The organism is Ancylobacter lacus, from assembly GCF_018390635.1.
Classification (GTDB): Bacteria; Pseudomonadota; Alphaproteobacteria; order Rhizobiales; family Xanthobacteraceae; genus Ancylobacter; species Ancylobacter lacus.
Map to the genome: position 1 here is coordinate 40,328 of NZ_JAHBGE010000009.1, position 26,201 is coordinate 66,528.

Sequence of the window (26,201 nt, forward strand, 5' to 3'; positions counted from 1 at the left end):
CAGGCCGTCAGGTTGGTCCGGAAAATGGAAGGCGGCCGCGGGCCGGCGCCTCAGCGGATCGGCGGGGCGTAGAGGATGCCGCCGGCGCTCCAGATCTGGTTGACGCCGCGCGGGATGGCGAGCTTCGAGCCCGAGCCGACATTGCGCTCGAACACCTCGCCGTAATTGCCGACCGCCTTCACGATCCGCACCGCCCAGTCGTCGGTGAGGCCGAGCTGGGTGCCGAAATGGCCGTCCGTGCCGACGAAGCGCTTCACCGCCGGCTTCTGCGAGGCCTTGGCCTGTTCCAGCGTCTCGGTGCTGATGCCGAGTTCCTCGGCGTTCACCAGCGCGAACAGGCTCCACTTCACCACGTTGAACCAGGCATCGTCGCCCTGCCGCACCACCGGGCCGAGCGGCTCCTTGGAGATGACGTCGGGCAGCACGATGTGGTCGGCGGGGTTCGCCAGCTTCAGCCGCAGCGCGTAGAGCTGGGAGACGTCGGTGGTCAGCACCCCGCAGGTGCCGTCGCCATAGGCCTTCACCAGCTCGTCGACGCCCGGCAGCTCGATCAGCTCCAGCGTCATGTTGTTCTGGGCGAAGTAGTCGCGCGCATTGGCGGCGCTGGTGGTGCCGGCCTGGGTGCAGACCTTGGAGCCGGTCAGCTCCAGCGCCGAGGTGAGGTTGCGCGCGGCCGGCACCATGAAGCCCTGGCCGTCAAAATAGGACACGGCGGGAAACAGCAGCTTCAGCTCGGCCTCGCGCTGCAGCGTCCAGGTCGAGTTGCGCGAGAGCAGGTCGACATCGCCCTTCGCCAGCGCGGGAAAGCGCGCCTCGGCGCTGAGCGGGACATAGGTGACCTTCGAGGCGTCGTCGAAGATCGCCGCCGCCACCGCCTTGCACAGGTCGACGTCGAAGCCGCTCCACTGGCCCTTGTCGTCGGGCGCGGAGAAGCCGGCGAGGCCCTGGTTGACGCCGCATTTCAGCGTGCCGCGGGCCTTCACGTCGGCCAGCGTGTCGGCGTGGGCGCGTACCGGCGCGAGGCACTGCGCGGCCAGAACGAGGCCGGCCGCGGCCAGCACGGTTGCGAAACGTTTCATGATCCCCCCATTGCCGCCGGCCGGACCGGCGTCGTCCTGTGGCATCCCGGCGGGCCGCAGCGGCCCGCCCGTAGCGCCGGCATGTGGCATGCCGGCGGTCTGTGCGCCGGCATCCGGCGGCGGTCGTCGGCCCCGGCGCTCAGAGCGTCGGCGCCTGCCGGATGATGACCTTCGTGCCCACCGGCACGCGGTTGTAGAGGTCGGTGACATCGGCGTTCACCAGCCGGAAGCAGCCGGAGGACACCGCGAGGCCGATCGTGTCGGGCATGTTGGTGCCGTGGATGCGGTACACCGTCTTGCCGAGATAGAGCGCGGCCGAGCCCATCGGGTTGCCGGGGCCGCCGGCCATGAAGCGCGGCAGATAGGGCTGGCGGGCGATCATCTCCGGCGGCGGGGTCCAGTCCGGCCACTCCGCCTTGCGGGTGACGTGCTCGAGCCCGGACCACTGGAAGCCGTCGCGCCCGACCCCGATGCCGTAGCGGATGGCGCGGTTGTCGCCCTGCACGAGATAGAGGAACCGCTCGTCGGTGTGGATGATGATGGTGCCCGGCGGCTCGGTGGTGCGGAAATAGACCGGCTGCTTGCGGAAGGCGGGGTCGAGCTGGGACTCGCCGTCCGAGGGCACATAGCCCGGCTTCTCGTCGATCTGCATCACGGTGTTGCGCAGGTCGGCGGGCGGGCGGGTCTGCGCCCCGGCGCTGGACAGCAGCGCGCCGGTGAGCGCCAGCACGGCGACCGCAAGGGCGCCGCCGCCGGCGCGGGAGAGAAGGGATGTACGCATCCTCGGCCTTTCCTCGTCGGGGCACGGCGCCTTGTGCCGGCGCACGGCCCAAATCAGCCATGTCGTCGCCCGGGAGGATGGAAGGCGGGAAACGGGCGGAAGTCAACGCCCGCCCCCTGTGGAAGCGATCACCGCCGCGCCGCCTCAGCGGCCCCAGCGCAGCGTCGCGGTCTCCACCGGCGCGTCCCACAGCGGCAGCCATTCCTCGTCGAGCGCGGCGAGCGAGATCGAGCAGCCCGCCATCTCCAGCGAGGTGACGTAATTGCCGGTGAGGTAGCGCGCGACCTTGACGCCGTGGCGGTCGAGGATGCGGCCGGCGGCCTGCACCATGAGGTAGAGCTCGATCATCGGGGTGCCGCCGAAGCCGTTCACCAGCAGCAGGCAGGGCGCGCCGGGCGCGGGGTCGAGGTCCTTCAGCACCGTCTCCACCAGCTCCTCGGCGATGGCGTCGGCCGAGGCGAGCTTCACCCGCCGCCGGCCCGGCTCGCCATGGATGCCCACCCCCATCTCCATCTCGTCCTCGCCGATCTGGAAGGTGGGGGTGCCGGCGGCGGGCACGGTGCAGGAGGTGAGCGCGACACCCATGGAGCGGGTGCGCCGGTTCACCGCGTCGCCCAGCTCCTTCAGCGCGGCGAGCGGGCGGCCCTGCTCGGCGGCGGCGCCGAGGATCTTCTCCACCACCAGCGTGCCGGCGACCCCGCGCCGCCCGGTGGACCAGGTCGAGGCCTCCACCGCGACGTCGTCGTCGGTGACGACGGTGGCGATCGGGCTGCCGGTGATCTCGGCGGCCATCTCGAAATTCATCACGTCGCCCTCGTAGTTCTTCACCACGAGCAGCACCCCGGCGCCGGTGTCGACCGCCTCGATGGCGGCGACGATCTGGTCCGGCGTCGGCGAGGTGAAGACCTGGCCGGGGCAGGCGGCGTCCAGCATGCCGTGGCCGATGAAGCCGGCATGCATCGGCTCATGGCCGGAGCCGCCGCCGGAGACGAGGCCGACCTTGCCGGGCGAGAGCGCGGCGCGGGCGATGAACCGGCGCTCCTCGCCGAGCCGGACCAGCCCGGCATGGGCGCGGGCGAAGCCGTCGAGGCTGTCCTCCAGCAGGGTCGCGGGGGTATTGATGAACTTCTTCATGGCGTTTCCTCAGGCGTTTCCTCGAAGGAGCCGGCACGCCTCTGCGGGCGGGTCCGGCGGCGCGGCGCGGCAAGTCGGCGCGGCGGATCGGCGGCGGCCGGGGTCGGCGGCCGGGGTCGGCGGCCGGGGTCGGCGGCCGGGGTCGGCGACCGCAGGCCGGGCGGCTCAGGACAGGTCGTCGGCCAGCCGCGCCAGCCGGGCGGCGAAGTCGGCGATCATGTCGTCCACCATCTGGTTCTTGCGGGCGTCCCCGAGATCGGGAACGGTGATCTGCACGGTGCGCCGGCGCGGCACCTCGCTCGCCTTGAGCCGGCGGTTGGCATGGGCGTGGCGGTAGGCGTCGAGGAAGGCCCGGCGCTCCTCCACCGAGAAATGGCAGACCTCGAAGATCGCCTCGATGTGCTGGGCCGGGATCGGCACGGGATAGGAGGGATTGGCGATCTGCGAGACGAAGGAGCGGTTCTTGCCCAGCGCCTGCGCCAGCCGCTGCCGGGTGCCGGAGGGACGGTTGTCCAGCACCTGCCGCAGCAGCGCCTTGTAGAGCGCCACGCCCGAGGGCGGGGGGCTGTCCGCGGCCGCCTCGCTCATCGCCCCCGCCCGCCGGCAAGGTCCACGGCGCGCAGCGCCGCCTTGGCCGCCGGCACCAGACCCGGCGCCATGGAGAGCGCGCGCAGCCCGGTGCGCAGCAGGGCCGGGAGCGCCGCCGGGTCGCCGCCGGCATCCCCGCACAGGCTGACCTCGCGCCCGCGCGCCGCGCCATCCTGCGCCACCCGCTCCACCAGCCGCAGCACCGCGGGGTTGAGCGGGTCGGCGAGATCGGCCAGGGCGCCGATGTCGCGGCCGGCGGCGGTGACGTACTGGGTGAGGTCGTTGGAGCCGACCGAGTAGAAATCCGCCTCGAACAGGTCGATCGCGATCGCCGCCGCCGGCACCTCGATCATGATGCCGAGCGCCGGCAGCGCGGCGGGAAGGCCGGCGGCGGCGAGCGCGGCGAGCTCCTGCGCCAGCAGCGCGCGGGTGCGCGCCACCTCGGCCGGCACCGTCACCATGGGCAGCATCACCTTGAGCCCGGTCCCGCCCGGCCCGGCGGCGGCGCGCAGCAGGGCGCGGAGCTGGACCCGGAACACCTCCTCCCGCGCCAGCGAGAGCCGGATGCCGCGCACGCCGAGGAAGGGGTTGCTCTCGCCCTCCACCGTGAGGCCGGCGATCGGCTTGTCGCCGCCGGCATCGAGCGTGCGGATGGTCACCGGCCGGGCCCGCCCGTCGCGGCAGGCCCAGGCGAGGATGCGGGCATAGACCGCGCGCTGCGCCTCCTCGCCGGGCAGCGCGCCGGCGTCGTGGAACAGGAATTCGGTGCGCACCAGCCCGATGCCGTCGCACAGCGCGGGGTCGAGCCCGTCCAGCTCGGCGGGGTCGGCGACATTGAGCAGCACCGCGACCGGGGTGCCGTCGCGGGTCACGGCGGGCTCGAGCGCCCCGGCAGCCTCGGTGGCGGCGCGGCGGCCGTCCAGTTCGCGCTGGCGCTCGAAGGCGCGGCGGGTTTCCGGCGAGGGGTCGATCACCACCGCGCCGGCGGTGGCGTCCACCAGCACCTCGCCCAGAAGCGCCTCCGGCGCCACCCCCAGCCCGACGATCATCGGGATGCCGCGCGAGCGCGCCAGCATGGCGACATGGCTGGTGGGGCTGCCCCCCGCGAGCAGGATGGCGCCGCCCGCGGACCAGTCCATGCCGAGGAAGCGGGACGGCGGCAGGTCGTGCGCGGCGACGATGCCGCTGGCCGCCGCGCCGCTGCCCGCCCCGGAGTCGCCGCCGGCCAGCGCGTCCAGCACCCGGTCGCGCACATCCATCAGGTCGGCGGCGCGGGCGCGGAAATACTCGTCCTCCGCCGCCTCGTAGCCGGCGATCTCGGCATCGAGCGCCTGCTGCCACGCCAGTTCGGCCGGCACCCCGAGGGAAATGGCGTGAAACGCCCCCTCGGCGAGGGCGTCGTCCTCCAGCAGGGCGAGCTGGAAGCCCAGCATGTCGGCGGCGGCGGGCTCGCTGGTGGCGACCAGCGCCGCGATCTCGCCGGCCGCCCGGCTCATGGCGCGGCGCAGCGCCCCGGCGGCGGCATCGGGATCGAGCGCGGGGCGCGCCGCCGCGCGCGGGGCGGCGAGCAGCACCACCGGGCCGGCGGCCAGCCCGGGCGAGGCGCTGCGGCCCTGCAGGCGGGTCTCGCTCATGGCGCGTCCCCGTGGCCGCTCTCCTCCTCGTCGAAGCGACGCTCCACCAGCGCGACCAGCGCCGCGACCGCCGCGGCGGCATCCGGCCCCTCGGCGCGGAAATGCAGCACGGTGCCCTTGCCCGCCTTCACCCGCATGATCTTCACCGGGCTCTTGGCGTCGACCCAGGGCCCCTCGGCGCCGAGCCCGACCTCGATGGCGGCGGCGAAGCTCTTGGCGAGCTGGGTGAGCTTCACCGAGGGGCGGGCGTGCAGCCCCACGGCATTGGTCAGCAGCGCGCTGCCGCGGGCACCCGCCTCGCCGGCGTCGGCACCGGACGGGCCGGCGGCAGAACCGCCCGTGGGGTGGCTGGTCGCATTCATGGCCGCACTCCTGTCACACCGGCGAGAGTTCTTCCGCCGTCCGCCTCACCACATCGAGCGGGGAACCGCCCGACGCCTCGGTCGCCGCGATCACCGCGCCCTCGACGATGGGGGCGTTGCAGACCACGATCCGGTCGCGGCGGCCCTCCTCCATCATCTCCACCGCCATCTCGCTGTTGGTCTCGGCCCCGCCGAGGTCGACCAGCACGGCCACCCCGGCTTCCGACCACGCCGCGTCGATGGCCGCCATGATCGCAGCAACGTCCGTGCCGAGCCCACCCTCGGCATTGCCGCCGGCCCAGGCCAGCGGCACCGCCGCCCCCACCATCTGCCGCACCATGTCCGCCGCGCCCTCGGCCACCTTGGGCGAATGCGAGACGATGACGATGCCCACATTTCCCGCTGTCATCGCGTCCACTCCACCGCTTCCCGCCTCACGCGCCGACCGCGACCGCCGCCGGGCGAACCGGCTCGGCCGGTGCCGCAGCGGCCAGCGCGTCGCAGAGCGCGGCGATCATCAGCGCGGAGGACCGCGCGCCCGGGTCCATATGGCCGATGGAGCGGTCGCCGAGGAAGGAGGCGCGTCCGCGCACCGCGCGCATCGGCACGGTGGCCTCCGCCGCGGCCGCGGCGCGGGCCTTCAGCCGGGCCGGCAGATCGGCGGCGCCCTCGGCGATGCCGGCCTCCAGTTCGGCCAGCACCGGGGTCAGCACGTCGAGCAGGGTCTTCTGCCCCGGTTCGGACTTGCCGCGCGCCCGGGTGGCGGCCAGCGCCGCCGCCAGCGCCCGGCTGAGCTCCGCCAGGGTCGGTGCGTCGTTCACCTCCTTGCCGAGCGCCATGAAGAAGGTGCCGTAGAGCGGGCCGGAGGCGCCGCCCACCTTCATCACGAGCTGGGTGCCGACCGCCTTCAGCGCGTCCGGCAGCGGCTTCTGCGCCAGGGCGTCGGCCTCGGCGAGCACCGCCTCGAAGCCGCGCTTCATGTTGAGGCCGTGGTCGCCGTCGCCAATGGCCTGGTCGAGCGCGGTCAGCTCCTCGGCATGGGCGATCACGGTGCCGGCGAGGGCCTGGATGAGGGTCTTCTTCTGTTCTGCGTCCATCGGAGATGTCCCGGAATCAGGCCCCGGCCGCGATGCGGCGGCCGGCGGCGTCGAAATAGAGCGGGCGCAGGAACTCCACCCCGACCCGGTCGCCGACCGAAAGGTCGGAATCCGGCTCGCCGAGGGTCACGAGGTCCTGGCCGCGCAGGGTGACGTGAAGGTGGTTCTGGTCGCCCAGCCGCTCGATCCACCGCACGAGGCCCACCCCGTCGGCATGGCCGGCCCGGGCGATCCGCACATGCTCGGTGCGGGCGCCGATGGTGTGGGCGCCGGGCGGGGCCGGCACCTCCGGCAGCAGCGCGCGCGGCACCAGATTGATGCCGGGCTGGCCGAGCCGCTGGGCGACGTGCAGGTCCACCGGGTTCTCGTAGATCTCCCGCGGGGTGCCGACCTGCACCAGCCGGCCGCGATCGATGACACCGATGCGGCTGCCCATCGTCATCGCCTCGATCTGGTCGTGGGTGACGTAGAGGATGGTGGCGCCCAGCTCCTGCTGGATGCGCTTCAGCTCCAGCCGGAGGTCGGAGCGCAGCTTGGCGTCCAGCGAGGAGAGCGGCTCGTCCATGAGGTAGATGGCCGGCCGCCGCACCAGCGCCCGGCCGATGGCGACGCGCTGCATCTGCCCGCCCGAGAGGTGGGTGGCGCGGTTGTTCAGCTTGTCCTCGATCCGCAGCAGCCGGGCGACCTCGCCCACCTTGCGGCGGATCTCCGCCTCCGGCACCCGCCGCGCCGGCGAGCGCAGGGGAAAGGCGAGGTTGTCGTAGACCGACAGATGCGGGTAGAGCGAATATTGCTGGAACACGAAGGCGACGTCGCGCTCCGCCGGGTTCACCCCGGTGACGTCGCGCCCGCCGATGCTCACGCGGCCGGCGTCGGGCTTCTCCAGCCCGGCGATGAGGCGCAGCGTGGTGGTCTTCCCCGCCCCGGTGGGGCCGAGCAGGATGACCAGCTCGCCATCGCCGATGGTGAGGCTCATCTCGGCGATGGCGGTGACCGCCGCCTCGCCGGTGCCGAAATGCTTGCTGACGGCGTCGAGCCGGACCTCAGCCATGCGAGCCTCCCCTGCGGACCTGGTGGGATGCGGCGTGCCGGGGGGCGGGGTCGTGCAGCGCGGTGCGCAGCGCCCGCCCGCTCGCCGCGTCGAACAGCGACAGCCGGTCGGCGCGGAAATCGAGCCCGATCCGCTCGCCCGGCTTCACCGCGACGGTGGAGGGAACCCGGGCCTTCAGCGGTCCGGCGGGGGTCTTCAGCGTCACGATCTGGGTGGTGCCGAGATATTCGGTGCCGTAGACCTCGCCGCGCAGCGCCCCGGCCTCGGCGAAGCGCACATGCTCCGGCCGCACCCCCAGCACCAGCGGGCGCTCCTCCACCCCCTCGCGCAGCTCCGGCACGCCGACCGCGGCGCCGTCGAGCCGCACCGCGCGCGCCCCCGGCGCCAGCGCGCCGGTGAAGCTCAGCAGGTTCATCGGCGGCGAGCCGATGAAGTCGGCGACGAACAGGCTGGCGGGGCGGTCGTAGATCTCCTGCGGGGTGGCGTACTGCTCGATGATGCCGCGATTCATCACCGCGATGGTGTCGGCCATCGCCATCGCCTCCATCTGGTCGTGGGTGACGTAGACCGTGGTCGCCTTCAGCCGGTCGTGCAGCCCGCGCAGCTCGCCGCACATGAGGTGGCGGAACTCGGCGTCGAGCGCGCCGAGCGGCTCGTCCATCATGAAGGCGGCGGGCTCGCGCACGATCGCCCGGCCGAGCGCGATGCGCTGGCGGTCGCCGCCCGAGAGGCCCGAGACCCGGCTGTCCAGCAGGTGGGAGATGCGCAGGATGCGCGCCGCCTCCTCCACCCGGGTCGCGATCCCGGCGCGCTTCATGCCCATGCATTTCAGCGGGAAGCCGATGTTCTCGCGCACATTCATGTGGGGGTAGAGCGCGAAAAGCTGGAACACGAAGGCGATGTCGCGCTCGCCGGCGCGGTTGAAGGTCACGTCGCGGCCGGCAAGCTCGATGGTGCCGGAGGTCGGCAGCTCCAGCCCGGCGATCATCCGCAGCGTGGTGGTCTTGCCGCAGCCGGAGGGGCCGAGCAGGCAGAAGAACTCGCCGTCGCGCACGGTGAAGCTGGAATCGCGCACCGCGACGAAATCGGCGAAGGCCTTGTGGAGGTTGCGCACCCGGATCTCGGCCATCGCCTCACTCCGGGAACTTGGAGACGACGATGAACATCACCGTCCCCGCCAGCGTGGTGATGAACGACCAGCCATAGAGCGCGATCGAGAAGGGCTGCATCAGCATCACCACGCCGCAGGCGATCACCAGCGTGGCGAGGTTCTCCCAGGGCCCGCGCCGGAACAGGCGGAAGGGCCGGGCGGCGGGAGGGACGGGACGGGGTTCGTCGAGGGAACTCATTTGCGCACCGCGCCGAAGGTGATGCCGCGCAGGAGATGCTTCCTGAGCAGGATGGTGAACACGAAGATCGGGATGACGAACAGCGTGGTCGCCGCCGCCACGGCGGGCCAGTCCTGCCCGCCCTCGCCGATGATGAAGGGAATGAAGGGCGGCGTGGTCTGCGCCTCGCCGGAGGTGAGCAGCACCGCGAAGGCGTATTCGTTCCAGGCGAAGATCAGGCAGAAGATCGCGGTGGCGGCGATGCCGGTGGCGGCCTGCGGCAGCACGACCTTTCGGAAGGCCTGCAGCCGGGTGTAGCCGTCGATCATCGCGGCTTCCTCGTATTCGCGGGGAATCTCGTCGATGAAGCCCTTCAGCAGCCACACGGCGAGCGACACGTTGACCGCGGTGTAGAGCAGGATCATGCCGAGCTTGGTGTCGGACAGGCCGAGCTCGCGGTACATGAGGTAGATCGGGATCGCGACCGCGATGGGCGGCATCATCCGGGTGGAGAGGATGAAGAACAGCAGGTCGTCGGCCAGCGGCACCCTGAAGCGCGAGAAGCCATAGGCCGCCAGCGTGCCGAGCCCCACCGCCAGCAGGGTCGAGGTGAAGGCGATGACCAGCGAATTGACGAAGCGCGGCACGAATTTGGAGGGCCCGGCCACCACCATGTTGCGGCTGCGGGCGATCTCGTCGCACATCCCTTCCGCCGGGGGCAGGCCGGCGATGTATTCCGGCGTCTGCCGCGAGCGGGTGGTGAAGAGGTTGCAGTAGCCTTCCAGCGAGGGCTGGAACACCAGCTTGGGCGGGTAGGAGATCGAGTCCGGCGGGGTCTTGAAGCCGGTGAGCAGGATCCACGCCAGCGGGATCATCGTCAGCAGCGCGTAGAGGATGACGATGCCCTGCGCGATCCGCTTCGACAGGGCGGAGGGCTCGACGACGGAATGGGCGGTGGACAGGCCGGGCATGTCAGCACCCTTCGCTGGGGGTGGACGGGAGGCGACGCGGCAGCGGGCGGGTCATCGGCTCTTCACCCGGTTGAGCGCCTTCACATAGATGTTGGCGAGGCCGAACACGGTGACGAACAGGATGATGGCGAAGGCGGAGGAATAGCCCGTGCGCCATTTCTCGAACGCCTCGCGCTTCAGCGTGATCGAGGCGACCTCGGTGGTGGAGCCCGGCCCGCCCGAGGTGAGCAGGTTCACCATGTCGAACATCTTGAAGTTCTCGATGCCGCGGAACAGCACCGCCAGCATGATGAAGGGCATCGCCATCGGCAGGGTGATGGACCAGAACTGCCGGAAGGCGGAGGCGCGGTCGACTTCCGCCGCCTCGTAGATGTAATCGGGGATGGAGCGCAGCCCGGCGAGGCAGATGAGCATCACATAGGGCGTCCACATCCAGCTATCGACGATGATGATCGAGCAGGGCGCGAGCCGGATGTCGCCGATCATCTGGAAGGAGGAGGGATCGGTGCCGGAGAGGAAGCCGACGATGTAGTTGAACAGCCCGATCTGCGGCTGGTAGAGGAACTTCCAGAAATTCCCCACCACCGCGGGCGAGAGCATCATCGGCAGCAGGATCACCGTGGTCCAGAAGCCGTGGCCGCGGAACTTGCGGTCGATCAGATAGGCCAGCGCGAAGCCCAGCGCGGTCTGGATCACGATGGTCCAGAGCACGAAATGCGCGGTCACCTGCATGGAGTGCCACACATCCGGGTCGGAGAGGATGCTGGCGTAATGGTCGAGGCCGACATTCGACACCGCCGCGTTCGGCCGGTTGGCGCGGTAATTGGTGAAGGAAAGCTGGATGGTCCAGATCAGCGGGAAGATGTTGATCGCCAGCAGCAGCAGGATGGTGGGCGCGATGAACAGCCACGCAATGGCGCGGTCCGAGAGGCCGCGCACCCGCCGCGCCACCGGCTCGGGGGTCGACTGGGCGGCGTGGTGGACGAGGTGGTTCACCGTCGAGCTTTCCGTCATGGGCTTTTCCAACTGACCTGTTCACCGTGCGGGGTGAGGTTCCGGCGGGCGTTCCGAGAGCGCGGCCATGGGGCCGGCCATTGGGGCCGGCCATGGGTGTTCCACGGCCCCTCCCCCCGGCCGGCTCAAGCGGCACCGCAGGGCCGGACGCCGGGAAACCCCGGCACGGCGGGCGGACCCGCCCGGCACCGGCGCGTCGCCCGGTGCGTGGTCTGGCGCCGGGCCTGGGGAGAATTCGGCGGCGCCGGGAGGGGGCGGCGCCGCCGAAGCCGCCGGGCGGTGCCCGGCCGGCGAGCGGAAGGCGGGCGCGCCGCGTGCTGGCGCACCTCGCCGGGCGCGCCTCGGGCGGCACGCCGGGAGTGTGGACGGGGGACAGCGGCGCGGTTCCACCGGCCGCCGCCCGCCGGGCCTCAGATGCGGCCGTCTTCCTTGAAGGTCTTGGTCCAGTCCTTGATCAGCAGGTCCAGCGCTTCCTTCGCCGTGCCCTTGTCGGCGACGACATAGTCGTGGAGCCGCTTCTGCATCGCCTGCAGCAGCTCGGCATAGGAGGGCTCCTGCCAGAAGTCCTTCACCTGACCCATGGCGACGAGGAAATCCGCCGCGAAGGGCGCGGATTTGGCGAAGTCCGGCGCCTCCAGCACCGACTTGGCGCAGCTATAGCCGCCGAGCTGCCACCACTTGGCCTGCACGTCGCCCTGCGCGAACCACTTGATGTACTGCAGCGCGGCGTCCTTGTTGTCGGAATAGGCCACCACCGAGATGCCCTGCCCGCCCAGCGGGGAGGCCGCCACGTTCTCCTTCGGGTTGACGAAGAAGCCGATGCGGTCGCCGCCCACCTTCTCGTCCTTGTAGAGGCCGGGGAAGAAGGCGAACCAGTTCATCATCATGGCCACCTGGCCGGATTTGAACGCGTCGAGGTTCTCCTGCATGTAGGCGTCGGTGTAGCCGGGCGGGGTGCAGCACTTGAACAGCGCCTTGTAGGCCTCCAGCCCCTTCACCGCGTCGGGCGAATTGACGTAGCCCTCCATGTCGTAGGGCTTCTTCGGGTTCTGGTACTCGAAGCCGTAGGGGTAGAGCGCCGCGGTGGCGCCCATGGTGATGCCTTCCGAGCCGCGCTCGGTGAAGATGGCGGCGCCGTACACCTTCTTGCCGTCGACCTCGCGGCCCTGGAAGAATTCGGCGACCTGCTTCAGCTCATCCCAGGTCTTGGGCGGGGCGAGGTCGCGGCCGTATTTGGCCTTGAACGCCTGCTGGATCTCCGGCCGGGCGAACCAGTCCTTGCGGTAGGTCCAGCCCAGCGCGTCGCCCATGGCGGGCAGCGCCCAGTAATTGGTGGAGCCCTTCGGCCAGGTGGAATAGCCCTCCACCGCCGCCGGCAGGAAGGAGGACATCTGGATGCCCTCCTTCTCGAAGAAGTCGTTCAGCTTGACGTAATGGCCGTTCTCGGCGGAGCCGCCCAGCCACTGGCTGTCGCCGATCAGCAGGTCGCAGAGCTTGCCCTTGGAGTTGAGCTCGTTGAGGAAGCGGTCGGCGAAGCTGGTCCACGGCACGAACTCGAACTTCATCGGGATGCCGGACTTCGCGGTGAAGTCCTTGGACAGCTCCACCAGCGCATTGGCGGGGTCCCAGGCGGCCCAGCACAGCGTCAGCGGTTTTCCTTGGGCATGGGCCGGCGCCAGCGGCGCCGCGACAAGACCGGCGAGCACGCAGGCGGCCGCCATCAGCTTCCTCATGGGAAGTCCTCCTCGCATTGGCCGTCGACGACCGCGCACGCGTGCGCCATCGGTCCAGCGCAAGCTGGCACGCCGAAGGGCAGGTCCGGCCCAGTTGGCGCTGTGAAGCGGCCGGGGCGCGGCACGGTCATGGACGCTGGTTTACGTTTCCTCCCCGACGCCGGCGTTTCTGAGTGGGCCGGTCATGCGGGATTTGTTTAGTAGAACGCGTTTTACTAAACACGGCAAGATAAACTTTTCAGGCGCGAACTGAGGTACGCACATCAAAATCTAGCACGGTTCGGCCCCGCCGCGAAGGCCCCCCGCTGCCGCCCCCTCACGCTTCGTAAGGCGCGGCGGCGGGTGGGGATGGCGGGGGGGCGACGGGTCGGCCTCACCCGCCACGGCGGCACGAGATCGGCCTCATCGTCCACCTCACCGCACTGACCGCACCGTGGCTGCGGCTCACGCCGGCAGCGCGGTCCACACCCCGCCGGCGCGGGAGGACGCCACCGCCGCCTCGATGAAGGCGAGCCCGGCCACCCCCTCGGCGATGCCGGGAAAGGTGACGGCGGGATCGGGCGGCAGCCCCGCCCGCCGGGCCCGGATCGCCCGCGCCGCCTCGGCATAGATATTGGCGAAGCCTTCCAGATAGCCCTCCGGGTGCCCGGCCGGGGTGCGGCTCACCCGGCCCGCCTCCGGGCCGGCCCCGGCACCGGCGCGGGTGAGGATGCGGGTCGGCTGGCCGAAGGGCGAGAACAGCAGCCGGTTCGGCTCCTCCTGCCGCCATTCGAGGCCGCCCTTGTCGCCATAGACCCGCAGGGCAAGGCCGTTCTCGTTGCCCGGCGCCACCTGGCTCGCCCAGAGAAAGCCTTTCGCGCCATTGGCATAGCGCAGCAGCACCTGCACATTGTCGTCGAGCCGGCGGCCCTCCACGAAGGTGTCGAGCTCGGCCAGCAGCTCGCGCACCGGCAGGCCGGTGACGAAGCCGGCGAGGTTGTAGGCATGGGTGCCGATGTCGCCGATGCAGCCGCCCGCCCCCGCCCGCGCCGGATCGACCCGCCAGCCCGCCTGCTTGTGGCCGGTGTCCTCCAGCCGCTCGGTGAGCCAGTCCTGGGCGTATTCGACCTGCACCACCCGCACCGTGCCGATCTCCCCCGCCGCCACCAGGGCGCGGGCCTGCCGGATCAGGGGGTAGCCGGTGTAGTTGTGCGTCAGCGCGAACACCACCCCGCTCGATTCCGCCAGCGCCGCCAGGGCCTTGGCCTCCTCCAGCGTGGTGGTGAGCGGCTTGTCGCAGATCACGTCGATGCCGGCGGCGAGGAAGGCCCGCGCCGCCGGGGCGTGGAGATGGTTGGGGGTGACGATGGCCACCGCCTCGATGCCGTCGGCCCGCGCCGCCTCCGCCGCCGCCATGGCGGCGAAGTCGTCATAGACCCGCGCCGGGTCGAGCCCGAGCGCCGCGCCGGAACGGCGGGCCTTCTCCGGCTCCGCCGACAGCGCCCCGGCGACCAGCTCGAACTGGTCGTCGAGCCGCGCCGCGATGCGGTGGACCGCGCCGATGAAGGCGCCCTCCCCGCCGCCCACCATGCCGAGCCTTATGCGGCGCCCCGCGAGCCCGCCGTCGCCCTGTGCCTGGCCCTGTGCCTCGATCGCCATGTCCGCCTCCTCACGCCAGCCCGAGCAGGCGGTCGACCTTGCCCTGGTCGACCGCGCCGCCGGCGAAATCGTCGAACGCCTTTTCGGTGACGCGGATGAGGTGGGCGCGGATGAATTCCGCCCCCTCGCGGGCGCCGTCCTCCGGGTGCTTCAGGCAGCATTCCCATTCCAGCACCGCCCAGCGGTCATAGCCGTACTGCGCCATTTTCGAGAAGATCGCGCCGAAATCGACCTGCCCGTCGCCCAGCGAGCGGAACCGCCCGGCGCGGTCGACCCATGGCGCGTAGCCGGAATAGACCCCCTGCCGCCCGGTCGGGTTGAACTCGGCGTCCTTCACGTGGAAGGCGGTGATCCGCTCGTGGTAAATGTCGATGAAGGCGAGATAATCGAGCTGCTGCAGCACGAAATGCGAGGGATCGTAGTTGATGCCGCAGCGGGGATGCCCGCCCACCGCGTCGAGGAACATCTCGAAGGTGGTGCCGTCGAACACATCCTCGCCCGGGTGAATCTCGAAGCCGACATCCACCCCCGCCGCGTCGAAGGCGTCGAGGATCGGGCGCCAGCGCCGGCCGAGCTCGGCAAACGCGGTCTCGATCAGCCCCGCCGGGCGCTGCGGCCAGGGATAGGCGAAGGGCCAGGCCAGCGCGCCGGGAAAGGAGACGTGCCCGGTGAGCCCGAGATGGGCGGAGGCGCGGGCCGCGTGGCGCATCTGCTCCACCGCCCATTCCTGCCGGGCCTTGGGCTTGCCGTGCAGCCGGGCCGGGGCGAAGGCGTCGAACGCCTCGTCGAAGGCGGGGTGCACCGCCACGAGCTGGCCCTGCAGGTGGGTCGACAGCTCGGTGATGGCCAGCCCGTGGCCGGCGGCCACCCCGGCGATCTCGTCGCAATAGGTTTTCGACTCCGCGGCCTTTTCGAGGTCGAACAGGCGCGCGTCCCAGGAGGGGATCTGCACCCCCTCATAGCCGAGCCCGGCGGCCCAGCCGCAGATGGAATCCCAGGAATTGAAAGGCGGCGTATCGCCCGCGAACTGGGCGAGAAAGATCGCCGGCCCCTTTACGGTGGCAGCCATCGCGTCGTCTCCTTGGCGTTTCCTCGTGGCGCGCTGCGGCCTGTGGCTGAGCCTTTGACTCTTGGCGCCGTGGTCTCGTCGGACGCCGGGTCGCCCCGTGAGGCGAACCGGCAAAGCTCCCCTGCGGGAGAGAGCGGGCTTCCGGCCCCGCCCTGCGGGAGGGGCGGGGCCGGAAGAACACGCGGCGCCTTCGGGGGAAGGCGCCGCGTGAAACGGGCTCAGAAATAGCTCGTGAACAGGTTCTCGAGCCGTTCCTGCCGGCCGGAGCGCGGCTGCGGATCGAGATTCTCCGCCTCCACCCGGGCGGCGATATCCTCCAGTGAACGCTCGCCATGGAGCATCGCCTTGCCCTCGGCGCTGTTCCAGCCGGCATAGCGGTCCTCGACGGCCTGCTTCAGCGCGCCGTCCTCCACCATCTTCGCCGCCATCAGCAGGGCGCGGGCGCACACATCCATGGCCCCGGCATGGGCGAGGACGAGGTCCTCCGGGTCGATCGACTGGCGGCGCACCTTGGCGTCGAAGTTGAGGCCGCCGGTGGTGAAGCCGCCCGCCTTCAGGATCTCGTACATCGCGAGCGCGGTGTCCTCGACATTGGTCGGGAACTGGTCGGTGTCCCAGCCGGACTGCGCGTCGCCCTTGTTGATGTCGATGGAGCCGAACACGCCGAGCGCCGCGGCCATGGCGATCTCGTGCTCGAAGCTGTGGCCCGCCAGCGTGGCGTGGTTGGCCTCGAGGTTCAGCTTCACTTCCTTTTCCAGCCCGGCCCGGCACAGCAGGCCGTAGACCGTGCCGACATCGAAGTCGTACTGGTGCTTGGTCGGCTCCTGCGGCTTCGGCTCGATGAGGATCGTGCCCTTGAAGCCGATCTTGTACTTGTGCTCCACCACCATGTTGAGGAAGCGGCCCATCTGGTCCAGCTCCCGCTTCAGGTCGGTGTTCAGCAGGGTCTCGTAGCCCTCGCGGCCGCCCCACAGCACATAGTTCTGGCCGCCCAGCTCGTGGGTCACCTCCATCACGTTCTTCACCTGCGCGGCGGAATAGGCGAACACGTCGGGGTCGGGATTGGTGGCCGCGCCGCTCATGAAGCGGCGGTTGGAGAAGAGGTTGGCGGTGCCCCAGAGCAGCCGCACCTTCTCCGTCTCCATCTTCCTGGCGAAGATGTCGGCGATCGCCCGCACATTGGCGTTGGATTCCTTCAGGCTGCGGCCTTCCGGGGCGATGTCGCGGTCATGGAAGGCGAAGAACGGCACGTCGAGGATGCGGAACAGCTCGAAGGCGACATCCGCCTTCGCCCGCGCCAGCGCCAGCTCGTCGTCGCCATGCATCCACGGCCGCAGGAAGGTCTCGCCGCCGAAGGGGTCGCCGCCCGGCCAGGTGAAGCTGTGCCAGTAGGCCACGGCGAAGCGCAGATGGTCCTCCATCCGCTTGCCCAGCACGACGCGGTCCTTGTCGTACCAGCGGAAGGCGAAGGGGTCGCGGGACTCCGTTCCCGCGAAGCGCAGCGGCTCGGTCTGCGCGAAGAACCCGGTGGAGCCGGTCATGAGGTCACTCCCTTGAGGGCCGGGTACAGCGCGCGGTAGCGGGCGTAACGCTCGGCATAGGCGGATGAAAGCGCCGCGTCGGGCGCGATGGTCTCGAGGCGCTGGGGCGGGGTGCAGATCGCCTCGGGCGCCTCCCCCGTCACCGCCATGCGGGCGAGCCGGGCGGCACCGAAGGCCCCGCCCCGCTCGCCATCGGCGACCCGGTGGATCGGCAGGCCCAGCACGTTCGCGGTGACCGCGGTCCAGAACCGCGAGCGCGAGCCGCCGCCGATGATGTCGGCGGTCTCGATCCGGGTGCCGGCGGCGCGCAGCGCCTCCAGGCAGTCGCGGAAGGCGAAGGCGACGCCCTCCATCACCGCCTGGGTCAGCGTCTCGCGCGAGGTGTCGTGGTCGAGCCCGATGAAGGCGCCACGGGCGGCGGGGTCGTTGTGCGGGGTCCGCTCGCCCGACAGATAGGGCAGGAACAACACCGGCGCCGGGGCGGCCGGGGCCGGCCCCAGCCGGGCCTCGAGGTCGCCCGGCGCCTCGCCCGCCACCTTCGACCACCAGCCGAAGGCGGAGGCGGCGGAGAGGATGACGCCCATCTGGTGCCAGGTCGCGGGAATAGCGTGGCAGAAGGCGTGGACGCCGCTCGCCGGGTTCGGCGCGAAGCGGGCCGTGGTGGCCCACAGCACCCCGGAGGTGCCCAGCGAGACGAAGGCCGCGCCGTCGCGGATGGCGCCGAGGCCGATCGCCCCGGCCGCGTTGTCGCCGGCACCGCCGGCCAGGATCGGCGACCGGGTCATGCCCCAGCGGGCGGCGAGTTCCGGCTTCAGGGCGGCGGCGGCGGCGTTGCCCTCGATCAGCCGGGGCATGTGGCTGCGGTCCATGAAGGTCGCGGCCAGCGCCGCGTCCGACCAGTCCCGCGCGCCGGTGTCGAGCCACAGCGTGCCGGCGGCGTCGGACATCTCCTCCACCATCTCGCCGGTCAGGCGGTAGCCGACATAGGCCTTGGGCAGCAGCACCTTGGTGGTGCGGGCGAAGATCTCCGGCTCGTGCTTCCTCACCCACAGCAGCTTGGGCGCGGTGAAGCCGGGCATGGCGCGGTTGCCGGTCACGGCCGGCAGGTCGGGCCAGGCCTCCTCCATCTCGCGGCACTCGGCGCCGGAGCGGCCGTCGTTCCACAGGATGGCGGGGCGCAGCACGGCGCCGTCGCGGTCCAGCAGCACGGCGCCGTGCATCTGGCCGGAGAGGGCGATGCCACGGACGGCGGAAAGCTCGGCCGGGCGCTCGGCCTTCAGCGCGTCGATGCTGGCGAGCGTGGCCTGCCACCACTCCTCCGGGCTCTGTTCGCTGAAGCCGGGCTGCGGGCGGGAAATGCCGAGCGGGGTTTCCGCACTGGCGAGGACGCGCTGGTCCTCATCGACCAGCACCGCCTTGATGGCGGAGGTGCCGAGATCGATGCCGAGATACATGTTCAAGCCTCCAGCGGGCATGCGACGGGACGGAAAGGCGCCCCCGCCGGCAACGCGCCGGCGGGGAGACGGATGGAAAGGGCCGGGCGGGACGTCACGGCAGATTGTCCCGCACGAAGATGTCGATGCGGATACGCTCCTGCTCCAGCATCAGCGGCTCGCGCGAACAGCGCGCCAGCAGCACGCGGGCGGCGGAACGCGACTGGTGACCGGCATCCTGGTTGATCACCGCGTCCATCACCCCGCGCAGCAGGGCGCGGCGGGTGTCGTCGGTCAGGTCGTGGCCGATGAAGACGAGGTCGCGGGTGCGGCTGGCCGCCTCGATCGCCGCGGCGACGCCGCGATTGCCGGCGCCGACATTGTAGATGCCGAGCAGGTCGGGCACCTCGCGCAGCAGGCGGGCCGCCACCGCCTCGGCGCGGTCCTCCTCGTCGCGGCTCTCGCCGAGCGCGGCGATCCTGAGGGCGGGGTATTCGCCGCCGATCACCTGGTTGAAGCCGAACTGCCGCTCGGCATGGTCGCGCAGCGCCGCGGTGCCGAGGATCAGCCCCACCGAGCCGCGACGGCCGGCGGTGAAGCGGCCGAGCAGCGTGGCCGCGGTGCGGCCGGCGGCGATGTTGTCGATGCCGACATAGTGGCAGCGCTGCGAGCTCGGCACGTCGGAGACCAGCGTCACCACCTCGACCCCGGCCGCGACGAGGTCGTCGATCGCGGCGCGGACGCGGGGATGGTCGAGCGCGACCACGGCGACGCCGTCATAGCGCCCCGCCAGCCCCTCCAGCACCGCGGCGAGCTGCTCAGGGGCGAAGACGTCGACCCGGAGGGTGTCGATGAAGGCGTGCTGGGCGGCGAGCCAGTCGGCGGTGTTGTCGACCTGCTCGGCGAGCTGGCGCATGAACACGTTGGACCCCGCCGGCAGCACGAAGCAGAACCGGAACGTCTCCCCCCGCGCGAGCCGCGCCGCGGCGAGATTCGGCCGGTATCCGAGCTTGGCGATGGCCGCCTGCACCCGCTCCACCGTCTGCCCCCGCACCCCCGCCCGCCCATTGAGCACGCGATCGGCGGTCGCGAGCGACACGCCGGCCTCGCGGGCCACGTCCTGCAGGGTGATGCGCGAAAGAGGTCTGGACATGGCGAGATGTTGCCCTCAAAATCTGAGGGACGCAACTCATCCGTGGTGCGTGGCTTGCGACGAAGGGTTGAGAGCCGTCACACGGGAAGAACGCTAGTCTGACCACCGATCGAGGCCCTGCCGACGATGTCCAGCATTCCGGCGGGCAGTCCCGACGCCTGATGGCGTCGCAAAAACAGAAGGCCGTGCCGGCCGGGACGGCGCGGCCCGCACGAGATCCATGATTTTTGGGAGGAACGCATGAGGAATACCATCACGCTCTCGCTCGCCGCTCTGGCGACGGTGCTCAGCCTTTCGGCCGCCCGCGCCGCGGATACCGTCGTGGGGGTGAGCTGGTCGAACTTCCAGGAAGAACGCTGGAAGACCGACGAAGCCGCGATCAAGAAGGCGCTGGCCGCCGCCGGCGCGAAATACATCTCGGCGGACGCCCAGTCCTCGGCCGCCAAGCAGCTCTCCGACGTCGAGGCGCTGATCTCCCAGGGCGCCAATGCCCTGATCATCCTGGCGCAGGACTCCGACGCCATCGGCCCGGCGATCGCCAAGGCCGAAGCCGAGGGCATTCCGGTCGTCGGCTATGACCGCCTCATCGAGGTGCCCTACGCCTACTACATCACGTTCGACAACAAGGAAGTCGGCCGGATGCAGGCATCCGAGGTGCTGAAGGTCGCCCCCAAGGGCAACTACATCTTCATCAAGGGCTCCTCTGCCGACCCCAATGCCGACTTCCTGTTCTCCGGGCAGATGGAAGTGCTGAAGCCGCTGATCGACAAGGGCACGATCAAGAATGTCGGCGAGGCCTACACCGATGGCTGGCTGCCGGCCAACGCGCAGAAGAACACCGAGCAGTTCCTCACCGCGAACAACAACAAGGTGGACGCGGTCGTCGCCTCCAATGACGGCACCGCTGGCGGCGCGATCGCGGCGCTGGGTGCACAGGGCCTCGCCGGCACTGTGCCGGTGTCGGGCCAGGACGCCGACTTTGCCGCGCTGAACCGCATCGCCCTCGGCACCCAGACGGTGTCGGTGTGGAAGGATTCCCGCGAACTCGGCGCCAAGGCAGCGGAGATCGCGCTTGCGCTGGCCAAGGGCACGGCGGCCAACCAGGTGCCCGGCACCACGACCTTCAAGGGCGGCCCGAAGGGCGTGGCGATGAACTCGACCTTCCTGAAGCCGATCCCGATCACCAAGGACAACCTGAACGTGATCATCGAGGCCGGTTGGGTGCCGAAGGCCACCGTCTGCCAGGGCGTGCCGGCCGGCAAGGTCAAGGCCTGCGACTGATCGACGACCCCGAACGAGACGACGCCACGACAGCCGTGGAGCCGGCGACGGCTCCACGGCCTGCCGCAGGGGGTTGAGGAGGAAGCTTCATGAGCGACATTTCGGCCGGCAAAGCCCCGGCCCGGCCCGCATCGGCACCACAGACGGCTCCGACGTCCCTGCTCGGTGCACTCGAGGTCGATATCCGTTTTCTCGGCATGATCGGCGCGCTCGCCGTCATCTGGATCGTGTTCGACTTCCTGGCGGGAGGCACCTTCCTCACCAGCCGCAACCTCTGGAACCTCTCGGTCCAGACCGCCTCCATCGCGGTGATGTCCACCGGCATGGTGCTGGTCATCGTGATGCGCCACATCGACCTGTCGGTCGGTTCGATCCTGGGCGTGACCGGCATGGTGATGGCGGTGTTCCAGGCCAGCTACCTGATGCCCGCCTTCGGCTTCAACCACCCGATGGTGTGGATTCTCACGCTGGTTGTCGGCATCACGCTCGGTGCCGCCATCGGCGCGCTGCACGGCTTCATCATCGCCTATCTCGGCGTTCCGGCCTTCATCGTCACGCTCGGCGGACTTCTGGTGTGGCGCGGCGCCGCCTGGGCGGTGGCCGAGGGCAAGACCATTCCGCTGACGGACGACAATTTCAAGCTGCTCGGCGGCGGCGCCTCCGGCTCGATCGGCGCCACCTGGAGCTGGGTGATCTGCGGGCTCGCCATTCTGGCCATCATCTTCGCCACGCTGCGCGCCCGCCAGCAGCGCACCCGCTTCCACTTTCCGCTCAAGCCGGTGTGGGCGGAGTTCGTCACCGCCGGCGCCGGCTGCCTCGCGGTCATCGCCGCCACGGCGGTGGTGAACAACTACACCCTGCCGGCGGCGCTCGCCCGCCGCTATGCCGAGACGAACGGCATTCCGGTTCCGCCCGAAGGCCTCACCATCAGCTTCGGCTATGCGGTGCCGGTGCTGGTCGCCCTTGCCGTCGGCATCGCCATGACCTTCGTGACGACCCGCACCCGCTTCGGCCGCTATGTCTTCGCCATCGGCGGCAACCCCGAGGCCGCCGATCTTGCGGGCATCAACACCCGGCGCATCACCCTCATGGTGTTCGCGCTGATGGGCGCCCTGGCCGCGATCGGCGCCGCCATCTCGACCGCGCGCCTGACCTCGGCCACCAACGCGCAGGGCACGCTCGACGAGCTCTATGTCATCGCCGCCGCGGTGATCGGCGGCACCTCGCTCGCCGGCGGCGCCGGCACGGTGGCGGGCGCCATGCTCGGCGCGCTGGTGATGCAGAGCCTGCAGTCCGGCATGGTGCTGATGCGGGTCGACACGCCCTACCAGAACATCGTCATGGGCATGGTGCTGGTCTTCGCGGTGTGGATCGACACGCTGTACCGCAAGCGCTTCAAGTGAGGGGGAACGCCATCATGCAGCATAACCAAACGGCGGCACGTTCCACGCTTCCCATGGGCGCTTCGCTCATCGCCGGCACGCCGCTTGTCGAGATGCGCGACATGTCCATCGCCTTCGGCGGCATCCGCGCGGTCGACGGGGTCAGCATCGACCTGATGCCCGGCGAAGTCGTCGCCCTGCTCGGCCACAATGGCGCGGGCAAGTCGACCCTCATCAAGATCCTCGCTGGCGCCTACAAGGCCGACGCTGGCGAAATCCGGATCAACGGCCAGCCCGCGCCGATCTCCAACCCGCGCGATGCCAAGCGCTACGGCATCGAGACGATCTACCAGTCGCTGGCACTGGCGGACAATGTCGACGCCGCCGCCAACCTGTTTCTGGGCCGCGAGCTGACGACGGCGTGGGGCACGCTCGACGACGTCGCCATGGAGGCGGCGACGCGCGAGGTGATGGGCCGGCTCAATCCGAATTTCCGCAAGTTCAAGGAGCCGGTGCGCGGCCTCTCCGGCGGCCAGCGGCAGTCGGTGGCGATCGCCCGCGCGATCCACTTCAACGCCAAGATCCTGATCATGGACGAGCCGACCGCCGCGCTCGGCCCGCAGGAGACGGCGCAGGTGGGTGAGCTGGTGAAGCAGCTCAAGGCGGAGGGCATCGGCATCTTCCTCATCAGCCACGACATCCACGACGTGTTCGACCTCGCGGACCGGGTGAGCGTGATGAAAAACGGCAAGCTGGTCGGAACCGCCCGCACCTCCGATGTCACCCAGGACGAGGTGCTGGGGATGATCATCCTCGGCAAGGCGCCTCCCGGTGCGGCACCGGGACCCGGGGCCTCGTGAGGCCGCGAAAGCCTTTTTCGCGACGGCGCCTTCTGGACGGCGCCGTTTCAGCAACCGTTCAGCGGGGAGGCGTTCAGCATGGCCCCTTTCCGGTGGCGGCCGGGTTGCCCGGCTTGTCGATAGGGTTGAGGCCGGTGGCGGTCTCCGGCTGATCGCCGGCCCCCGTTGCATTGTCGTGCGAGGTGCCGATGAAGGAGCCGCCGGTGCCGCCGGTCCATCCGGTGGAGCCGCTGGCGCCGGGATCGGTGCCCGACGAATCGGCGCCGCGCGGCGGGGTGGCGGAATCCTGCGCCCCGGCGCGGGCGCCGGCGCAGCCCTGCCCCCCGGCGGGCTCGGTCTGGGCCATAGCCGCGGGCGACAGGCCGACAGCGAGCGCGAGCGCCATGGCCGGGCGAAGAATCTGGATCGGTGTGTGACGCAAGGGCGTTCCTCCAGCTGAGGCGCGCAGCGCAGCGCGGCGAGCCGTCGCGCAGGGCAACGCGCCGCATGACGGCGCGTTCCAACCCGCCCGGCTGCGTGCTACATCATCGCGACGCAGTGGCGACCGTTGGGAACAGGCAGGCATGACGCGCGGAAAGGCGCTGGCAAGACGGATGGGGTTCGCGCTCGCCGCGGCCTATCTGCTCGTGCTGCAGGCCTTTATCGGCGGCATGGCCATGGGTGCCCATGCCGGGGGTCTCTCGGCCAGTGGGGCGGCGGGGCAGATCATCTGCGCCAGCACCATGGGACAGCCGCAGCTTCCCGGCGGCGACCCCGCTCACCACACCCCGGACTGCTGCACCACCGGCTGCACCGTGGCCTTCGGCGCGGCGCTGCCGCCCCCCTCCGCCGGCATGGCGCCACCCCTGACCGGCCAGCTCACCGGGGCGCCGCTGGTGCGCGAGCCGGAGCGCCCCGGCACGCCGCGCTCCTCGCGCCAGGCACGTGCACCTCCCCTCGCCTGATCCACGCCGTCCCGCCCCGAAGGGCGGATCACGCCGAACGTCAGGACGATACGCCGGCCGCGCACCGCGAGACGGGCCGCCGGCAGGGAGACACCCATGAACCGCTTCATCCATTCCGCATGCCGCGTCACGCTGGCCGCCGCCCTCGGCGCCCTTCTTGCGACCGCCGCCCACGCCCACGGCTACAAGATCGGCACTCTCGAGATCGAACACCCCTGGAGCCGGACGACGCCGAACGGCGCCACGGTCGGCGCCGGCTATCTCGTGGTCGACAATGAAGGCGCCGAGGACGACACGCTGGTCAGCGCCACCGCCGAGGTGGCGCAGCGGGTCGAGATCCACGAAATGTCGGTCAAGGACGGCGTGATGACCATGCGCCTGCTGCCCGACGGAGCGCCGATTCCCGCCCATGGCAAGCTGACGCTGGCGCCGGGCGGCTTCCATCTCATGCTCATCGGGCTCAAGGCGCCGCTTAAGGAAGGCGAGAAGATCAAGGGCTCGCTCACCTTCGCCAAGGCCGGCACCGTGGCGGTGGAGTTCAAGGTGGAGGGCATGAAGGGCCCGGCGCCTATGGACCACGACGCGCACGCCGCGCCGGCGAACTGACGCCGCAGGTCTTCCGCAGCCATCCCATTCATCGACGCCGCGCCCGCCTCCGGCTTTTCCCCGGGGGCGGAAGCCGCGCGCTCGACCCGGAGCCATGCCATGTCCAGTCCCGAGGCGACTGCGTCACGCCTTCCGCTTGCCCATGATGCCACCCGCCACGCCCCCGATGCGGGCCTGCGCGCCATCAGCCTCTACCGCGCCGTCTGGCGCTGGCATTTCTATGCCGGACTGCTGGTGCTGCCCTTCATGATCCTGCTTGCCGTCACCGGCGGGCTCTATCTCTTCCGCGACGAACTTGACGGACTGATCCACCGCGACCTCAAGCAGGTCGTCGCCCAGCCCGGTCCGGCGCTGCCGGCCAGCCGACTGATCGATGCCGCGCTGGCGGCCAAACCCGGCACGCCGGTGAAGATCATAACCCCCGCCACCGCGACGACGTCCGCCGAAGTGGTCGTCAAGACCGCGGAGGGGCGCCGCTCGGTCTATGTCGATCCCTATGACGGGCACGTTCTGGGCGACCTCCCGGATCGTGGCACGGTGATGTGGCTGGTGCGCCGGCTGCACAGCCTCGCCGAGTTCGGTCCCATCGCCAACGGGATCATCGAGATCGTCGGCGGCTGGTCCATCCTGCTGGTCGGCACCGGCTTCTACCTGTGGTGGCCGCGCCGGCAGACCGGGGGCGTGGTCAGCGTGCGCGGCACGCCGGCCAAGCGGGTCTTCTGGCGCGACCTGCATGCGGTGACGGGCGCCTTCGCCGGCCTCGCCATCGGCTTCATGTCGCTGTCCGGCATGCCCTGGTCGGTGTTCTGGGGCGAGCATGTGAACGAATGGGCCAACGGCACCAACTTCGGCTACCCCTCCGGGGTGTATGTCGATGTGCCGATGTCGAACGACAAGCTCTCCGCCGCGAACGGCCCCACCGCCTGGTCGCTGGAACAGGCACAGATGCCAACGTCGACCCCGCCGGCGGCGCCGGTGCCGATCGGCGTGGATGCGGCGCGGGCGGCGGTCGACGCGCTCGGCCTGAGCCCAGGCTACACGCTGAGCCTGCCCGGCGGTCCCACCGGCGTCTACACCGCGACGGTCTACCCCGATGACGTCAGCCTGCAACGGGTAGTCCATCTCGACCAGTACACCGGCAAGCCGCTGATCAACATGAGCTATGCCGATTACGGCCCGGCCGCCAGGGCCATGGAATGGGGCATCAGCGTGCATATGGGCCAGGAATACGGGCTGGCGAACCAGCTCTTCATGCTGGCGCTCTGCCTCGCCACCGTCCTCATGGCGGTGTCGGCCGGGGTGATGTGGTGGAAACGGCGCCCGGCCGGCGGCCTCGGCGTGCCTCCCCTGCCCGGCGACCGGACCGCCATGCGCGGCCTGCTGGCGATCATGGTGGTGGTCGGCATCATCTTCCCGCTGGTCGGCGCCTCGCTGCTGGTGATGCTGGTGCTCGACGTGCTCGTCTCGTGGCGGCAGAGAACGGCCCGCGCGTAAGGCGAACGCTTCCGGGCGGCCGCCGGCT

Annotated in this window: 26 protein-coding genes; 6 read left to right on the forward strand and 20 right to left on the reverse strand. The window is 70.7% G+C overall.

Features of this window, described 5'->3' with window-relative positions; all coding sequences use genetic code 11:
- Positions 1-50 precede the first annotated feature (50 nt).
- From KHC27_RS02510 to KHC27_RS02600, 19 genes are all read right to left on the reverse strand, one after another.
- Positions 51-1,079 carry an amino acid ABC transporter substrate-binding protein gene (locus tag KHC27_RS02510; RefSeq protein WP_213334635.1) on the reverse strand — a complete coding sequence of 343 codons (1,029 nt, stop codon included), beginning with the start codon at positions 1,077-1,079 and terminating at the stop codon, positions 51-53.
- Between the two features lie 139 nt (positions 1,080-1,218).
- Positions 1,219-1,860 (reverse strand): L,D-transpeptidase, encoded by a 642-nt coding sequence (locus tag KHC27_RS02515; protein WP_213334637.1) that lies wholly within the window; start codon positions 1,858-1,860, stop codon positions 1,219-1,221.
- A gap of 144 nt (positions 1,861-2,004) precedes the next feature.
- Complete coding sequence (dhaK, locus tag KHC27_RS02520; protein WP_213334639.1) at positions 2,005-2,994, reverse strand: dihydroxyacetone kinase subunit DhaK; 990 nt, start codon at positions 2,992-2,994, stop codon at positions 2,005-2,007.
- A gap of 165 nt (positions 2,995-3,159) precedes the next feature.
- Positions 3,160-3,582: a hypothetical protein gene (locus KHC27_RS02525; protein WP_213334641.1), complete on the reverse strand. Its 423-nt coding sequence runs from the start codon at positions 3,580-3,582 to the stop codon at positions 3,160-3,162.
- Positions 3,579-5,216, reverse strand: coding sequence for a phosphoenolpyruvate--protein phosphotransferase (locus tag KHC27_RS02530; RefSeq protein ID WP_213334643.1), 1,638 nt, complete (start codon positions 5,214-5,216; stop codon positions 3,579-3,581). The genes KHC27_RS02525 and KHC27_RS02530 overlap by 4 nt, the downstream gene beginning before the upstream one ends.
- Positions 5,213-5,578, reverse strand: coding sequence for an HPr family phosphocarrier protein (locus KHC27_RS02535; RefSeq protein ID WP_213334645.1), 366 nt, complete (start codon positions 5,576-5,578; stop codon positions 5,213-5,215). Before KHC27_RS02535 ends, KHC27_RS02530 begins: the two co-directional genes overlap by 4 nt.
- A 13-nt stretch (positions 5,579-5,591) precedes the next feature.
- Positions 5,592-5,987 carry a dihydroxyacetone kinase phosphoryl donor subunit DhaM gene (dhaM, locus tag KHC27_RS02540; protein WP_213334647.1) on the reverse strand — a complete coding sequence of 132 codons (396 nt, stop codon included), beginning with the start codon at positions 5,985-5,987 and terminating at the stop codon, positions 5,592-5,594.
- A gap of 25 nt (positions 5,988-6,012) precedes the next feature.
- A complete protein-coding gene (dhaL, locus tag KHC27_RS02545) occupies positions 6,013-6,675 on the reverse strand; it encodes a dihydroxyacetone kinase subunit DhaL (protein ID WP_213334650.1) in 663 nt (220 codons plus the stop codon).
- Positions 6,676-6,691: 16 nt separating this feature from the next.
- The gene (locus tag KHC27_RS02550; protein WP_213334653.1) at positions 6,692-7,726 is read right to left on the reverse strand and encodes an ABC transporter ATP-binding protein; all 1,035 of its coding nucleotides are present in this window, start codon (positions 7,724-7,726) and stop codon (positions 6,692-6,694) included.
- On the reverse strand, positions 7,719-8,855 hold the full coding sequence (locus KHC27_RS02555) for an ABC transporter ATP-binding protein (protein ID WP_213334656.1): 1,137 nt from the start codon (positions 8,853-8,855) through the stop codon (positions 7,719-7,721). The genes KHC27_RS02550 and KHC27_RS02555 overlap by 8 nt, the downstream gene beginning before the upstream one ends.
- A gap of 4 nt (positions 8,856-8,859) precedes the next feature.
- Entirely contained in the window at positions 8,860-9,075 is a 216-nt protein-coding gene (locus KHC27_RS02560) for a hypothetical protein (protein ID WP_213334659.1), read from the reverse strand.
- A complete protein-coding gene (locus KHC27_RS02565; protein ID WP_213334661.1) occupies positions 9,072-10,025 on the reverse strand; it encodes a carbohydrate ABC transporter permease in 954 nt (317 codons plus the stop codon). Before KHC27_RS02565 ends, KHC27_RS02560 begins: the two co-directional genes overlap by 4 nt.
- Positions 10,026-10,076: 51 nt before the next feature.
- Positions 10,077-11,039 carry a carbohydrate ABC transporter permease gene (locus KHC27_RS02570; protein ID WP_213334663.1) on the reverse strand — a complete coding sequence of 321 codons (963 nt, stop codon included), beginning with the start codon at positions 11,037-11,039 and terminating at the stop codon, positions 10,077-10,079.
- Between the two features lie 410 nt (positions 11,040-11,449).
- Positions 11,450-12,760, reverse strand: coding sequence for an ABC transporter substrate-binding protein (locus tag KHC27_RS02575; RefSeq protein ID WP_425514853.1), 1,311 nt, complete (start codon positions 12,758-12,760; stop codon positions 11,450-11,452).
- Positions 12,761-13,216: 456 nt separating this feature from the next.
- Positions 13,217-14,410, reverse strand: coding sequence for a Gfo/Idh/MocA family protein (locus KHC27_RS02580; protein WP_213334667.1), 1,194 nt, complete (start codon positions 14,408-14,410; stop codon positions 13,217-13,219).
- A gap of 10 nt (positions 14,411-14,420) precedes the next feature.
- Entirely contained in the window at positions 14,421-15,479 is a 1,059-nt protein-coding gene (locus tag KHC27_RS02585; RefSeq protein ID WP_213334669.1) for a sugar phosphate isomerase/epimerase family protein, read from the reverse strand.
- A gap of 218 nt (positions 15,480-15,697) precedes the next feature.
- On the reverse strand, positions 15,698-17,020 hold the full coding sequence (xylA, locus tag KHC27_RS02590) for a xylose isomerase (protein WP_213334672.1): 1,323 nt from the start codon (positions 17,018-17,020) through the stop codon (positions 15,698-15,700).
- Positions 17,017-18,474 carry a xylulokinase gene (gene xylB, locus KHC27_RS02595; RefSeq protein WP_213334675.1) on the reverse strand — a complete coding sequence of 486 codons (1,458 nt, stop codon included), beginning with the start codon at positions 18,472-18,474 and terminating at the stop codon, positions 17,017-17,019. The genes xylA and xylB overlap by 4 nt, the downstream gene beginning before the upstream one ends.
- Positions 18,475-18,568: 94 nt before the next feature.
- Positions 18,569-19,606 carry a LacI family DNA-binding transcriptional regulator gene (locus tag KHC27_RS02600; protein WP_213334677.1) on the reverse strand — a complete coding sequence of 346 codons (1,038 nt, stop codon included), beginning with the start codon at positions 19,604-19,606 and terminating at the stop codon, positions 18,569-18,571.
- A gap of 240 nt (positions 19,607-19,846) precedes the next feature.
- Here KHC27_RS02600 and xylF point away from each other — a divergent pair, with 240 nt between their 5' ends.
- The 3 genes from xylF to KHC27_RS02615 all read left to right on the forward strand — a co-directional run bounded on the left by xylF (position 19,847) and on the right by KHC27_RS02615 (position 23,129).
- On the forward strand, positions 19,847-20,887 hold the full coding sequence (xylF, locus tag KHC27_RS02605) for a D-xylose ABC transporter substrate-binding protein (RefSeq protein ID WP_213334679.1): 1,041 nt from the start codon (positions 19,847-19,849) through the stop codon (positions 20,885-20,887).
- Positions 20,888-20,976: 89 nt separating this feature from the next.
- The gene (locus KHC27_RS02610; protein WP_213334681.1) at positions 20,977-22,290 is read left to right on the forward strand and encodes a sugar ABC transporter permease; all 1,314 of its coding nucleotides are present in this window, start codon (positions 20,977-20,979) and stop codon (positions 22,288-22,290) included.
- Positions 22,291-22,304: 14 nt separating this feature from the next.
- Positions 22,305-23,129, forward strand: a complete 825-nt coding sequence (locus KHC27_RS02615; protein ID WP_425514851.1) for an ATP-binding cassette domain-containing protein — start codon at positions 22,305-22,307, stop codon at positions 23,127-23,129.
- A gap of 73 nt (positions 23,130-23,202) precedes the next feature.
- On the opposite strand, the gene KHC27_RS02620 is transcribed toward KHC27_RS02615, so the two are convergent.
- Positions 23,203-23,550 carry a hypothetical protein gene (locus KHC27_RS02620; RefSeq protein ID WP_213334683.1) on the reverse strand — a complete coding sequence of 116 codons (348 nt, stop codon included), beginning with the start codon at positions 23,548-23,550 and terminating at the stop codon, positions 23,203-23,205.
- 142 nt (positions 23,551-23,692) lie between these two features.
- Here KHC27_RS02620 and KHC27_RS02625 point away from each other — a divergent pair, with 142 nt between their 5' ends.
- The 3 genes from KHC27_RS02625 to KHC27_RS02635 all read left to right on the forward strand — a co-directional run bounded on the left by KHC27_RS02625 (position 23,693) and on the right by KHC27_RS02635 (position 26,173).
- Positions 23,693-24,073: a DUF2946 family protein gene (locus KHC27_RS02625; protein ID WP_213334685.1), complete on the forward strand. Its 381-nt coding sequence runs from the start codon at positions 23,693-23,695 to the stop codon at positions 24,071-24,073.
- A 96-nt stretch (positions 24,074-24,169) separates the two neighbouring features.
- Positions 24,170-24,679 (forward strand): copper chaperone PCu(A)C, encoded by a 510-nt coding sequence (locus KHC27_RS02630; protein WP_213334688.1) that lies wholly within the window; start codon positions 24,170-24,172, stop codon positions 24,677-24,679.
- 99 nt (positions 24,680-24,778) lie between these two features.
- Complete coding sequence (locus KHC27_RS02635) at positions 24,779-26,173, forward strand: PepSY-associated TM helix domain-containing protein (protein WP_213334691.1); 1,395 nt, start codon at positions 24,779-24,781, stop codon at positions 26,171-26,173.
- Positions 26,174-26,201 lie beyond the last annotated feature (28 nt).